The organism is Chitinophaga silvisoli (assembly GCF_003412465.1).
GTDB lineage: Bacteria > Bacteroidota > Bacteroidia > Chitinophagales > Chitinophagaceae > Chitinophaga > Chitinophaga silvisoli.
In genome coordinates, this window is sequence record NZ_QTJV01000010.1 from 239354 (window position 1) to 253166 (window position 13813).

Annotated in this window: 10 protein-coding genes; 4 read left to right on the forward strand and 6 right to left on the reverse strand. The window is 44.8% G+C overall.

Annotated features, from left to right (window positions below; all coding sequences use genetic code 11):
• Window positions 1-39 precede the first annotated feature (39 nt).
• Entirely contained in the window at window positions 40-1248 is a 1209-nt protein-coding gene (locus tag DXN04_RS25340) for a hypothetical protein (RefSeq protein ID WP_116856203.1), read from the reverse strand.
• Complete coding sequence (locus DXN04_RS25345; RefSeq protein ID WP_116856204.1) at window positions 1223-3601, reverse strand: DUF2339 domain-containing protein; 2379 nt, start codon at window positions 3599-3601, stop codon at window positions 1223-1225. The genes DXN04_RS25340 and DXN04_RS25345 overlap by 26 nt, the downstream gene beginning before the upstream one ends.
• 124 nt (window positions 3602-3725) lie before the next feature.
• Between DXN04_RS25345 and DXN04_RS25350 the strand changes: the two genes are divergently transcribed.
• From DXN04_RS25350 to DXN04_RS25365, 4 genes are all read left to right on the forward strand, one after another.
• Window positions 3726-4274, forward strand: coding sequence for a putative glycolipid-binding domain-containing protein (locus DXN04_RS25350; RefSeq protein ID WP_116856205.1), 549 nt, complete (start codon window positions 3726-3728; stop codon window positions 4272-4274).
• A 211-nt stretch (window positions 4275-4485) separates the two neighbouring features.
• A complete protein-coding gene (locus DXN04_RS25355; RefSeq protein ID WP_116856206.1) occupies window positions 4486-4761 on the forward strand; it encodes a hypothetical protein in 276 nt (91 codons plus the stop codon).
• A gap of 79 nt (window positions 4762-4840) precedes the next feature.
• A complete protein-coding gene (locus DXN04_RS25360) occupies window positions 4841-5911 on the forward strand; it encodes a hypothetical protein (RefSeq protein WP_116856207.1) in 1071 nt (356 codons plus the stop codon).
• Window positions 5874-8291 (forward strand): hypothetical protein, encoded by a 2418-nt coding sequence (locus DXN04_RS25365; protein WP_147320060.1) that lies wholly within the window; start codon window positions 5874-5876, stop codon window positions 8289-8291. The genes DXN04_RS25360 and DXN04_RS25365 overlap by 38 nt, the downstream gene beginning before the upstream one ends.
• Window positions 8292-8306: 15 nt before the next feature.
• Here the strand turns inward: DXN04_RS25365 and DXN04_RS25370 are convergent, their stop codons facing one another.
• The 4 genes from DXN04_RS25370 to DXN04_RS25385 are packed head-to-tail and all read right to left on the reverse strand — an operon-like array spanning window position 8307 to window position 13805.
• Complete coding sequence (locus DXN04_RS25370; RefSeq protein WP_116856209.1) at window positions 8307-9926, reverse strand: hypothetical protein; 1620 nt, start codon at window positions 9924-9926, stop codon at window positions 8307-8309.
• Between the two features lie 48 nt (window positions 9927-9974).
• Complete coding sequence (locus DXN04_RS25375) at window positions 9975-11501, reverse strand: helix-hairpin-helix domain-containing protein (protein WP_116856210.1); 1527 nt, start codon at window positions 11499-11501, stop codon at window positions 9975-9977.
• Window positions 11502-11504: 3 nt separating this feature from the next.
• On the reverse strand, window positions 11505-12743 hold the full coding sequence (locus DXN04_RS25380) for a PP2C family serine/threonine-protein phosphatase (RefSeq protein WP_116856211.1): 1239 nt from the start codon (window positions 12741-12743) through the stop codon (window positions 11505-11507).
• A gap of 3 nt (window positions 12744-12746) precedes the next feature.
• A complete protein-coding gene (locus DXN04_RS25385; protein ID WP_116856212.1) occupies window positions 12747-13805 on the reverse strand; it encodes a TerY-C metal binding domain-containing protein in 1059 nt (352 codons plus the stop codon).
• Window positions 13806-13813: the final 8 nt, after the last annotated feature.

The following is a 13813-nucleotide window of genomic DNA, read 5'->3' on the forward strand; positions in this document are numbered from 1 at the left end:
GATAAAAGTACATGGACCGCTACGCATTGGATGTGCGTATCACTTTTTTTCCTGCATATCGCGGAGCATGCGGAGGGCCATAAAGCCCAGCAGAACGATGATGCCGACAATGGCGATCCAGATCCACCCCTTGCTGCTAAAGAGCGTGAAACCTTGTGTTGCTACGCCTGCCGGTTTAGCAATAGCCTGCATGCTCCCATTATCAATCGTGATCTCTGGCAATTCCCTGCTGAGGCTATCCGCAAAATAGGAGAGATCGTATTGTGGGGCAGGAAGTTTCGGATTGCCCATCAGGATCTGGTATGATTTGTCTTTTTCCAGGTAGGCCGTGAGGTATCGCGGTAGTTGCCAGGCTGCTATGCCCTCAATTGTTAAAGGAGGATTGTCCTGGTTTTCGATGTGGATAAGGAGGGTATCCGTTTTGAGTGCATGAAACAACGCAATTTCATTCGGTTTGGTAGAAGTCAGTGTGAACGATTCCCCGTTTACCCAGGCCTGTCGCTTATAGAGGGAGGGCCCTGTGATATTGAAAAGAAGATTGTCGATCACGTATTCATGTGCAAACGCCAGCTTGATCGTAGTTGTTTTGTTGGCATTGCTGATGATCATTTTACCGGAAGGAACGGTCAGTGCCCTGGTTTGTTTTACCTCGTTATAATACTGACCTGCACCTGTAATATTGAGTGGTGCGCTGCCTGAATCATTGATGAGCAGACGGATGTATTTATAATCTGTAGATGGCAGCAGGATCTGCGGATTAGCAGGATCAAACACAAATTCAGGCACCAGGCCATACCATTGTTTCAGGTCATTGCTCCCGGTCACATTCATGTGTTTTTTCACCCAGGAGTTTTTGATTCCGAGTGTTACATAATTTATCGGGTTGCCGGTTTCATTACTGAAAATAAAAGAAGAAGTGCCGTTGGCCACCTGCTTATTTTCTATAAGCGGGAAAGATCTGACAGCTGCAATATCATAGCGGATAGGCGCTGTTCTCAACAGGTAGGGGACTTCTGTTTTTTTATCCTGGTAAATCCGGAAATCCGCATAATCGGGTGCCTCGCTATGGGCCATCAATGTTGGATCGAGCAGGATATTATAAAACCCGCTCCTGTCTACTTTGTGGATTACTGCCTGCCAGGAGAATTTTTTGGAAGGCCCAGCTGAAAAATCCTGTGCAGTCAAGGATGTACTGCACAGGAATAATATGATGAAGAATGCACTAAACTTCTTGTTCTTGTTTGTCATCCAGGATGATTTTTTTCAATCTTTGATACATAAAGGAAATGATCAGCAGTAACACGCCAAGTGAAATAAATGCGGCGATCTTACCACCTTCAGAAAGACTGCTGATGTCGATGAGGAAAAGTTTCAGGATAGTGATACCAAAGAGTCCAATCGCGATGATCCGCACATTTTTGTCGGCCCATTTTAAGCCCAGGAACATCAGTACAAAAGCATAGGTACCCCATAAGATGCTATAGCCTGTCTTTTGATTACTATGAACAATGTTGTGAATATTCGCACCCGGATGGAAAGCGATCAGTACTACCAGGTGATCCAGCAATGCACTGATTGTAAACAATACCACCAGTGTATTCAGCACCTGCAGCAGGAATACCTGTTTATTGCTGAACAGGGGTTTGATGTATTTCCAAAGCATATACACCATGGCAATAGCAACAGGAGGAATAATGAAATAGGATCCGAAGAAACTGCCATATTTCTCCCCGCTGAGCCATGCATTGCGGAACCCGATCGCAGTGCTGTTATCACCGATGTATACCAGGAATGCAATGAATGTGAGCGCCATGATGATATACCTGAACAGTACATGCCCCTTGCTGCTGATATACAGTAATATACACAGGCTAATGTAGTTAACGAAGTGCGACATCAGGCCTGCGATGGGTGCTGCATAGTGATAGAACTGGAAATATACTTCCAGTTGTACAGTAGCATAAATCAGTGCAATGAATAAAATGTTCAGCGATAATTTCAGCTGTGGCAATGGTATTAGGGGCAGGAACTTATCTTCCTGTTCCCTGGCCAGGAATTTAATGTAGAGATATAATGCTGCGATGCAAACCAGGTTTGTCACAAAGCCCCTGTTGATCACCGGTGCCATATCTGTCATGTGGTAGTTGTACACCTTACACCAGTCCATGATCAGGCTGATCGCTGTAAGAATCAATACAAGGAGCGATGCATTTTTCATCAGCTTAATACCAGAACGCTGGTACAGGTACAGGAGCAATACACTCTCTGCTGCCCAGAACAAGGTGATGAAATGCCCATTCAACTGTATAGGTGCTGCAAGACTCAGGAAGGAGAGGACCAGGCCGATCAGGAAATAAATCAGGAGCCGGTCAGCATACTTGTTCTTGCGCAGCACATAAGCAAAGATGAAATTGAAGACAGCAATCATAGCCGTGAAGAGGCCCTGGAACATACCACCATGAAGGTGTGACAGGATTACCATACCGGCAGTATAGTACAGGAAGGTATTGCTGAGCAGCAGGACCATTTCCGGTGCCTTGAATTTCATGTGCAGGCGAATTTTGTTCACCACATTCATCAGGAAGAAGATGATGTAAAACAGGGTGGCAAATACCAGTGCAGTGATATAAGGAACTGGTTTGGCCGGTGTTTCGGTGCTGATGCTGTAAGAGAGCCATGTGCCAAACAAGAGCACTGTAGCGAGATAAGATATGACATTGACGAGGTGCCACTTTTTAAAATAAGCGAGCACCAGCATACCCATATTCAGAATGAGAATATATGTAAACAATACAGCTGCACTACCACTCCCGGTGCTCACGAGGAAGGGCGCTGTAAAGCCACCTAAAATGCCGAGCACCGCCAGTTCTACGCGATTGTAGCTGATCGATAAGATCACGGTGAATGCAGTGATCAGGATCATCATGATGAAGGCCAGTGTCTGACCGATGAGATGGTATTGCTGAAATGCAATTGTAATACTGAAATACAATACAGCCACACCACCGCCTACCAGCACAGAACTGAAGGCAGCAAAGGATTTACGCATACGGTGTGCAATACCAAGCAGGATGCCGCCGCATAAGATACCGATGAAGGTACGGCCTGTTTCGTTGATCCAGTTTTTGTCTATCGCGTATTTCAGGAAGAACCCGATACCGATGACCAGGATCCCGATTCCAATTTTATTGAAGAGGTTTTCACCAATGAATTTCTCCAGGTCGGGATACTTCTCCCAGAAGGTGGGAGCGGGTGCGGGCGGAGGAGTAAGGTCAACGTGGATAGTTGTTGTAGCAATTACTTCCTCCCTCTCTGGTGCTGGTTCGCTCACCTGCACAGGCACAGGTTTAATTACAGGTGGTGGCGGTGGTGGTGATGCTTCAGGCCCGGGTGCCGGTGCTGGTGTATAAGCAGGAGGTGGCGTATAAACCGGAGGAGGAGCGGTGTTGATAACCGTTGTATTGTCCCTTTCCCGCTGAGCTGATCTTAGTTCGTCCAGCCGGAAGTGGAGAGCCCTCATTTGTGCCTGCATTTCACTTTTAGTAAGGAGGACGAACACAAGAATAACAATCAGGAGTAACAAAATGATAGTTTCAAGCATACAGAAGTAAATATGTATAGGAAATATATTGTTATCAAATATAATCTATTCTTCTGCAATTATATTGAAGTTAAGTTTTTGCATTTCTATTTGAAGAGAACGATTAAAATTCATAAATTAAGATATGCAAAAGATAAAAGTTTGGAAAAACAGTATGCTCAATCTGACTGAGTTTGTCAGTATTGAAAAGGAAGAGATGACTACCGTCAAGGGATATATTACCGGCGAAGGCTACGAAAAGCCCTGGCAGGTAAGGTATACGCTCACACTCAATCCACGTTGGGAGGCACAGACTGTATTCATAGAAGTGATGTCTGAGCAGAATTATACCATTGAGTTGTATAAGAATGAATTACAACAGTGGTTAAATGAAAAGGGAGAACACCTGGAAGCCTTTGATGGCTGCATAGATGTTGACATCTCTTTTACCCCTTTTACAAATACATTGCCTATCAACAGGCTGCAGCTCACAAAAGGTGAGGGGCAGGACATTAAGGTAGTGTATGTGGATGTAAGACATGGTGTCATTAAAACAGTGAAACAGCGGTACCTCAACAAGGGTAGTCAGATTTACAAGTATGAAAATGAAGACTCTGGCTACATTTCAGAGTTAATTGTAGACAAGGACGGATATGTGGTAGACTATCCGGGCATATGGCAACAGATATATTAGAATTAACACTATGCGATGATTTCGAATAAACCACATGCCATCTTTCCCTTACAATGTGTTTTTTTATCTTCCACAGCACAGGCATTTATGAAAAACTGAACTAAAAAAAGAGATTTTTTAACAATTAGACATATTGCGCGCACAATATGGATTGTACTAAACTGGCAGGAATCATCCCTGCCAGTTTTTTTATTTGTCGTACCTTTGCAGTATGAAAATGAATAATACGGATACTGTGCGGATGGCGGAGATCAAATTGTACTTTCTTGACCCGCCTTATACATTCAAAATTCATAGCTATGCCGCTCCTCAACTGGAGGAAGTGTTCACCATCCTGGAAAAGTACGGAACCTGCTCTGCGAGTATTATGGATAGTCTGCTGGTACTTAAGAACTCGTTTGCCGAAGCTGAAGGAAATGCAGATAAGACCAGGCGGGTGATGAAAGATATTGCCGGGGTGATGAACGGATTGAACAGGATGAAGTAATCACCATTTTGTGTGAATTTGAATTTTACCCACCATTGATATCTAAGGGAATTCTACCTTTATAGGGCAATTCCTTTTCATGCGTTACCTCATTTTATTGTTACCTATTTTGCTGGGTTGTGCACATCAACCCAAACAGGGGTCCCATGCCTTTTATTACTGGAAATTCGATAATGAGTCCGACCCGTCTACTGATACAGGACTTATCAGGAAATTACATGTTGATCACTTTTACATCCATTACTTCGATGTGGACTGGAGTGAGGCACTTGGGATGCCGGTACCCAAAGGTGCCCGTTATTACTTTTCAGATATCACACCTATGGTCAATGGCACTTACTGCCCTGTCGTATTCATCACGAACCGCACCTTCGAAACTATGGGCGAAGACAGCTGTGAGTGGTTGGCGGGCAAGATAACGGCCAAAATTAATGATATGACTGCCGGTTTTGAAGAGCATGCAGCGGGGCAGGCGTACAAGGTAGGCATGAACTGGCTGGAGGAGAAACCAAAGATCATTGCCAGGAGGGAAGGTCTGCACAAAGAGGTCCAGATTGACTGTGACTGGACACCAGCCACGAAGGATAAATATTTCCACTTTCTCCGGGCTTTTAAGGCGCTAAATAAGGAAAAGGAGCTCTCGGCTACCATTCGGCTTTATCCCTATAAATACTACCGCAAAATGGGCATTCCGCCCATTGACAGGGGGATGTTGATGTGCTATAATATGGACCGCATCGATAAACTGGCTACCGCTAATTCCGTTTTTGATAAAAAGGTACTGACTTCCTACCTGGTGGGCACACATTATCCGCTGCCCCTGGATGTGTCTTTCCCCATTTTTGGCTGGTACGCCTGGTTCAGGGGCAATCAGTTCAGGGGTATTGTGCACGATGGAGACGAGGTGACGAAGGTGGGGATTCTCAATTCCAAAAGCCTGATCAGCAGGGATACCACACTGGATGGCCGGTTTTTCAGGGAGGGAGACCTGCTGCGCCGGGAATACCCTGATTCCAATACACTGAAATCCGCCATTGATCTGGCTATGCGAAAAGTGCCCGCATACAGGCATGTTACATTTTATCATTGGGACCCAAACTCAATTGCTGCATATGAAGACATCATACAAGAGACTTTTGCAGATTATTAGTACACTGTTATTATTATTTATCCCCTGGATGCGGACCTGGAGTTGTGGCCCGAATTATATCTATGATGATTACCGCTTTGTCCTGTTTCAGCCTGAGCTGTCGAATGCGCCGGGGCTGAAAGACCTCAATTACAATATCAACCTGAGCATATTGCGTGATGGCGATCCTCAGAAGAAAGATTACCAGCGCAATTGCCGGGAATGGCAGCAACAGTTGGGGGGCCGGATTCCTGATATTTATAGTATCCAATACGAGATGAGTCCTGATGACTTTTTGTATGCTTACCGCCATCATGAATGGGATACCATCAGGGATAATTCTTTTTTACAGGCCTTGCTGCAGCCTGCCAATAAGCCTTTCCTGGATTATATGGCATTTGCAAAGCAGGTAGAGTTTAACCAGTTTGGCAATTATGACCCATGGGAAACCGGCAATGACAATGGGGGAACGGAGCAAACGAAAAAGCTCTATCAACAGGGCAAAGAAGCATTTGCCAGGACAAGCAATCCTTTTTTAAAGGAGCGCTATGCTTTCCAGCTGGTGAAACTGATTTATTATGGAGGTGCAGGTAAGCGGGATTCATTGGCCGTGATGTACGAAACCTACCTGAAAGGGCATTCCACCATTGTGGCGGACTGGGGCATGCTGTATTATGCCTTTAGTCAGGATGACAAGGTGAAATTGCTCTGCCAGACTTTTGAAAGAAGTGAGGAGAAGAAAGCATATATCTATACCACGCTTAGCACGAAGGAGCTGGATACTTTGCTCAGGAAAGATCCCAACTTTCCGGCCGCCTGGTTTATCAGGGGATTGAAGGAGCCCGGCAGAGCGCTGCACATTATCCAGGCTATCCACAGAACGGCTCCCCGGTATCAATACCTACCCATGCTGGTGGTGAGAGAAGTGAATAAGCTGGAGGATTGGGTGATGAGTCCGCAGGTGCTTGGATTTAATTCCCGGATTAAGGAGAATACTTACGGGGCGGAGAAAAATTGGGAGAAAAGAACACTGGATACCACTTATGCATATTATGCAAAGAAAAACCTGCTGAAGGACCAGGTTTACCTGCGTACAGTGAGAACTTACCTGGAAAGCATTCTCTCAAAGCCGGATAGTAATCACCTGGTCTATGCCCTGGCGGTAGCACACCTTTATAATATGGATGGCGAATATACAAGGGCACTGGCTTGTCTGCATAACATTGATCCAGGCAGCAATAAACTGTATCGCCGTCAATGGATCACCGAGCAGTTGGCCGCCGCTATACATACAGCTGATTTAAAAAGCGATTCTGTAAAAGCAACTTTTGCTGTACAGTTGAATGAACTGCTGCAGTTAGGTGCTAAACTGCGGGGAGACCAGGACCTTTATCAGGGAGATATAGATAATGGATTACCCTGTTTATTGCTGATGATGAGTCAGCAATATGAAAAACAGCAGGATGTGATCACAGCCGGGCTCCTGTTTCAGCGGGCGGATATGCTGGTGAATGGATACCATGGTTTTGTGTATGAGGAGGATACAACAAAGATCAGCTATCGCAGGATTTCTTATTTCGATCAGCATGCAGTGCCTGAGGATGTGGATAAACTATTGGCGTTTAAGCATGCAAAGCGTAAATCAGCGTTTGAAAAGTTCATTTCACCCAGGGTCTGGGCACCTGATGATTTTTATAAAGACCTGAAACTATCACTGCTGGTAAGGCAGGAACGTTTCCATGAGGCGCTGGCCGTGGCCGAGCAGATGAACCCGTTTTTCTGGCGGGATAATTATGAATATAGTATGTTCCTGACGCGGAAGTATATCGGTAGTCCGGATTACCTGGTACCTGGGGAAACGCAGCATAAAAAAGCCTATGCCATGGCAGATAAGCGGGCTATATTAAAGGATATCGTTCTGCTGAGTGACAGTCTGAAGCAGGCACCGCAGACTGCACGCTTGTATTACAGGATGGGGAATGCACTGTATAATATTTCCTTTGGAGGGCGTTGCTGGATGCTGGCGAATTATGGCAAAGGAGAGAATGCAGATTACTATTATGGAATAGGATGGGATGAATATGCGCATAGCGATTTGAACAGGAATTACCAGGCGGCGTACTACAGGTGTGAGGCAGCAATGGGAATGTATCAAAAGGCCCTGGCGAATGGGCAGGGGCAGAAGGAGTTGTGTGCGAAAGTGTTGCTGATGATGAGTGTGTGCGATAAGGATAGGGCGGCTTATGTAAAGGACAGGAAGTTTAGTACCGGGCCGGTTTATGATTATTCCAGGAGTGATGAAAAAGCGTTTCATTCACATTACCTGGATGTGTTGAAGCAACGGTATGGAGGTACGAATCTATATGCGGAGAGTAAGATGATGTGTCCGGATGTGAAATAACCAGGCAGGCGCATCTCATCTTACAGGGAAGCTGAATTGCTCCGAACCTACATAACCATGAAGGCTGACACCCGCTACTCTTCCTATGAAAGCGGCTTTGATATCAGAAGTATAAAATTGAATGATGGCTTCACCATTTTGATCAGTAATGATGAGTGGATTCCAGTAAAGTACATTGCGTGTATCACTGAGTTGCCTGTCTTCTTTTTCGTAATCAGGAGAATAGAATGGGGTGTGTTGGTAAAAACCTTTAGTCACCACCATTTTAAATTTTTCCAGGAGTGCTGCTTCAGCGTATTTTGGATAGTGATAAGGCTGTTTGATATAGTCATCCCCACCGAATGAAAAAGGATGACTGCTGACAGATATTTTTTTACCAGGCTTCAATTCTGAATAGACCTGGCCTTCTATGGGTTTGGTACCACTGCCACAGGCCGGACAATTTAACCAGCCGCATTGACCTACAAAATCCGTATTGCCTTCAAATTTTGCAATGCTGTCTAAGTAACCCAGATATGGATCTGCGAATTCCCTGCCTGTTGATCTGACTACAATTTCCTTAAGCAGGTTGTTGTATTGAAGTCTGTTAGTAGCTACCTCATGATCTGTATTGAGGAGTGTTTTTTCTTTATACCTGTCTGTGACAGGCAGTGCTAAGATCGTATCAAAAGGATCGGCTATCTTGAAGTGCAGGTCTTTTTCTGAAAAGTACTTTATAAAAAATCGCTGACCGATGGAAAGGTTTTCTGCATCCAGGAAAAACTTTCCATTATTGTCTGTAGAGAGAAAATGTGTGACGCTTTTATTGTAGTTAAACAGCATCAGCGATTGCTTTGTCATCTTTTTACCCAGCACCTGTCCGGAGATGCTGTCAGGTAGAAAAGGCTGTTTAGTAAGATAGTTTTCTTTCTTTTCATAATAGTAAGATGTAATATCATGATCGATGGCCGGGTTGTTAAATAGCCGGTCAAAGATGCTTACACTGATTACTGCCGGCATGGGTTTGCCAGTGGCATCGGTACTGGTGATTTTTAAGCTGACCAGTTCTTTGGAGGTGTAGGCGGCCTGGATGCCGGAGATCCGGATGTTGAGTCTTTTTCCTGGTTCGATGGAGCTTGTTGCTGCAGGGCGGCCATAGTTTTTGATAGCAGCGGCTTCCTTTACGATTTGAACTGGAGCCACTGCATATAGATTTTTTTGATCCCGGAAGAAAGAATGTGCAGTATAGGCCCTTAGGATGTATTTACCTGCCGGGAGGCCCGGGGCCAGGTAAACATGACCGGAGGAGGTGCCATGGACTACCGGGTACATTTCTTTCCAGACAGTAGAATCCGTATCGGTATTGACCAGCTGCAGGTAGAGGATGTGATCCAGTTCGGAAAGTTCCACTGTTTGTGCATCCAGGATGAAGGCATTGTACCAGAGGTTTTCCCCGGCGATATAGATGTCTTTATCACTGGCCAGGTATACGCTGGTTTGGGGGAGATCCATGTATTGTTTCACCCTTTTCTCCCAGGTGTTAATTTTGAGCGCATTGCCCCTGACTTTTGCAAAGCGTAAATAAGAGAAGCCGGATAATAGAAGGATGGCAAATACACCAGCTATACGGAGCAGAATATTGAGTAACCTGATCATTTTACGTGGATGGATTAGTACTTTGTAAGAATTGTATGGTTCAATTAATTACTCCTTTGTATTTGCAAATGTAATGATCACTACTCTTCCCCCTTCTTCCCTCGACAATAAAAGTTTGATCCCATCTTCCAATACCACGGATGTACCTATTTCTATCTCCACACCCCGCGTGATATCCTTTGCAGTGGTTAATTTTTCATTCACAAACAGCCATTGACCATTGTGGAAAGAGAAGTAGCCTACCCTTTCTTTCAGGTTGTTGTTAAGGCGTTCATTTCTTAGAATATTCCTGTTGACATGCCAGTAATGTAAGGTCGCGTTGTGATAGACAACCAGTCTTAAATTGTCCGGCTTCCATACATTGGGTTTAAACTGGTAATACAGGTCCAGTACAGGAATGCTGGCATTGTAGGGTGTGCCACAGAAGGGGCAGGAGGTTTGCCTGGTATTATTATAGATAAACCATTTCTGATTGCAGGTGGCATTCGCACATTTTAACTTCAGGTCATTGGTCTTGATGAGTGCCTGTTCCCATGCATCGGCAGTAGGCCGCTGTACGGGATCATGCAGTCCTTTGATAAATGCCTGGTCAAAGAGTTCTTTCAGGTAAGGGCCGGCTATGGTGTAAGGCGTTTTGTTCAGGTCCGTCCATGGATAATAGATTGCCATGTTATCCCCATACTCCCGTACAAAGTTCCGGTTGCTGCTGTCCGTAGGATGCTCAATGAACAAAGCCTTTTGGCCCATTAAGAGCTCTTCTTCCTTCTCTGATTCTATGGGTCCGAAATAATTACCTCCGCGTAAGGGATGGCGGTAAAAAAGGTACATGTAGATCAATACTGCCAGGGCATGAAGATCAGTTAAGCGATTGGGGAGTTTACGTGCAGGGTCATTTTTTCCCAGGTGCTTTGTAGCCAGTACTTCAGGAGCAATGAAATCCGCTGTTCCCAATACATCGGGGGGATATAAATTAGGAACAACGAGGCCATCAATGTCGATGATGGCGGCTGTTTTACTGACCGGATCAATCAATACATTTTTATAAGAGAGGTCAGAATGTGCTAAGCCAGCGGCATGCAGTCGCTTTACACCCCGGGCAATGTTAACGCCTACCTGGAAATAACTGAGCCAGTCACCTAATTCGGAATCATCCAGTTTTGTTCTTGACTTAGGTGATCTGAAGCGGGCACTGGCAAACCATTTACCTTCTTTTTCCCGGCCCCTGAGCAGGTCATTGTTGGCATAGCCTTTTTTGAAGAAGAAGTTGCTGCTGTAAACGGGCACGATGATGCCTGTTTTTTTATCTATCTCTACGACATCTACCGGCCAGCTGTAAAGCGATTTGTAATAGCTGCCACCTTCTTTATTAAAGAAGCTGTCAAAGTACTGTGTGACGATTTTCCTGAGCCGTTCTTTGGAATTGTAATCAGGGTCGGTTCTGTAAATAGCAACTACGTACGACTTGTCAGGACTGAAGTATACATCTTTCATGCCTCCCTTCATCGGGTCGCCGTTATCAATGTACTGATACGTCTTTCCAGGATTTATTATCGAATTCACAACTTTTACAGCCATAGCCTAGTATATTATTGCCAATGTTCGGTCATCATGATTGCCGGGACTCCAGAAGTCCATCCAGCCGGATAAACTTTGGGCTACCTCATTTAATGGTTGGGAAAAATCAACCTCTGCTTTTGCTTCATTATTCCCATGCAGGTCTTCCATAAAATCCTTCCAGTGAGCCAGGTGCTGCAGATTATTTTCTACTTCGAATTTAGGATCGTAAATACCATCGGTCATTAAGAAAAGGTAAGAGAAATCCTGTTCTATGGAGACGTTAAACCTCGATTCCATGGGAATTTCTTTTGAATGGAAGATTGCTGCCTGCGTGAGGAACCTGGTACCTCCGCCAAATTCGCCCACGTCCAGGCGGTTCAATAATTTTACCTCATCTTCTTTCAATAATACGATTGGACAATCCCCTACGCCAAAAGTCATCATGAGGTAACCAAAATCAAATCGTTTTAAGAGTGCGAAGATCAGGGTAGTATGGTAGTATTCAAGTACTGTCTTGTTTTTATGATTGAACAGGGCAGGGTTTGCGGCAGCATGTTGTTCTGCTTCTTCTTTTATTTGACCGTACACATATTTCACAGCCTGGTACATGTGTTTTTTAGCGATAGCGGTAATGGCATCGGGGGCGGCGTCTTCTATTTCTTTTTCCTTGTTCTCCGCAAAGTATTGTTTGAAATATTCAATGGTCGCATTGCAGGCTATCTCAGCGCCTTTTCTTGAAAACGCGCTGCTACCGGCACCATCAGCCACTGCTATGAGGGACCATCCCTTTTCATCAAAATTATAAAAGGCAAAATCATCGTCTCTGAAAGTGCCTGCATTCTTATGCGAGCGGCCACGTTTAGAAGATACCACCAACTTCCTGTCACCCATCAGGGCATAGGCTGTGGCATCATCTGGCTTTGCATAAGGATCATTCACATCACTTGGAAGATCTTTCCACAAACTTCTCGGATCTGGATTGATGATCAGGTTTAAGATCTTGACATGGATAGGTTCACCTTCCAGGCAGAAATGTAATTGTATTTTATGGTCCCCGCTTACAGTAGGATTACCTTCAATTGTTTTACGTTCACTATTATAAGTTAAACCAATATCGGCTAATCCTTTCCATTCAGAGAAAATCACATCTCCCATATTCCATTTTTCGAAATCCACTACCGCCTGGTAAGGCTTATTCACACTCCCGTTCGGAATACTGATATGTGCTGCTATGATATCGTTAATTCTGCTCTTTTTCATTATTTAGCCCTGTGTACGGTTTACATCAAATCCTCCGCCATCTTCTACCACGACATACCTGGATGTCTTGCCACACCATGGGCAGGTATTCATTTCCTCATAGCCAATACAATGAATCTTGCCACAACTGCATTGCGCCAGGGCAAACTGGTTGCTGCAGCAGGGGCAGGTAGGTGCACCGACCAGTTCCGCCGTATTGATCTTATGGTTGCCGGCTGAGGCATCAGACAATTCGAAATAATCATCTTTCAAAGGATAAGCGCCCACCTGTAAGTAAGAACGGGTTTGGAGCTGCAGATCTCCCCAGGTATTATTACCGATATTTTTCCTGTATTTGATGAGGTAGTGACGGCTGGATTGCTGGCACTTTGCGAGTAACACTACATAGTTATCGTCTACCAGCTGCATGACAGGAGCGCTTTTGGAGATATCTATTTTAGACAGCCAGTCATTATCTGTTTTTTCTAAATTTATGCCTGTACCATTGCTTTCAATATTTACGCTGGTGGTAGTGATAGATGCCGTCACCCACTTGAAGAAGTATTTGTAAGAATCGATGTTGGCATTTTTGAAGAACAGCACATGTTCTGTCAGCTGAGCTAAGATACCTGCATTGGCTTCACTGCCGAAGGACACAGCCACGAGGTTCACAGATCTTTGCCATCTCTGTTTCCATTCAGTGATCACGGGATCTGTATTGTCAGTCGGCACACCATCGGTGAATAGGAAGATAAGCGGTTTCCAGTCGCCTTTAGTGGTAGGAGTGGTCTTCTTAACATTGCTATCCAGTTCATTCATCAGGTGTCTTAAACCATTGCTCAGCGATGTACCGCTGCCAATGGGATACTTAGGTGGATAGAAGCTGATGATATCCTGCAAGGGGAGGATGGTCTTTGCTTTTCCAGCAAATGCGATAATGGAGATCCAGACTGTTTCAATGGCAGTAGGGTCGGTTTTCAGGGCCTGGATAATGGTAGAGATCCCTTCTTCCACCTGTGAGATCGGTTCGCCCACCATTGACTCAGATACATCAATCAGGAAATATATAGGTAGTCTTCGCATACGATTGG

Bases quoted from the DNA above. Each gene is read 5' to 3' on its own strand.
- DXN04_RS25365 (WP_147320060.1), top strand. From the start codon at position 5,874: ATGAAGACATCATACAAGAGACTTTTGCAGATTATTAGTACACTGTTA.
- DXN04_RS25375 (WP_116856210.1), bottom strand. From the start codon at position 11,501: ATGGCTGTAAAAGTTGTGAATTCGATAATAAATCCTGGAAAGACGTAT.
- DXN04_RS25355 (WP_116856206.1), top strand. From the start codon at position 4,486: ATGAAAATGAATAATACGGATACTGTGCGGATGGCGGAGATCAAATTG.
- DXN04_RS25350 (WP_116856205.1), top strand. From the start codon at position 3,726: ATGCAAAAGATAAAAGTTTGGAAAAACAGTATGCTCAATCTGACTGAG.
- DXN04_RS25340 (WP_116856203.1), bottom strand. From the start codon at position 1,248: ATGACAAACAAGAACAAGAAGTTTAGTGCATTCTTCATCATATTATTC.
- DXN04_RS25385 (WP_116856212.1), bottom strand. From the start codon at position 13,805: ATGCGAAGACTACCTATATATTTCCTGATTGATGTATCTGAGTCAATG.
- DXN04_RS25345 (WP_116856204.1), bottom strand. From the start codon at position 3,601: ATGCTTGAAACTATCATTTTGTTACTCCTGATTGTTATTCTTGTGTTC.
- DXN04_RS25360 (WP_116856207.1), top strand. From the start codon at position 4,841: ATGCGTTACCTCATTTTATTGTTACCTATTTTGCTGGGTTGTGCACAT.
- DXN04_RS25380 (WP_116856211.1), bottom strand. From the start codon at position 12,743: ATGAAAAAGAGCAGAATTAACGATATCATAGCAGCACATATCAGTATT.
- DXN04_RS25370 (WP_116856209.1), bottom strand. From the start codon at position 9,926: ATGATCAGGTTACTCAATATTCTGCTCCGTATAGCTGGTGTATTTGCC.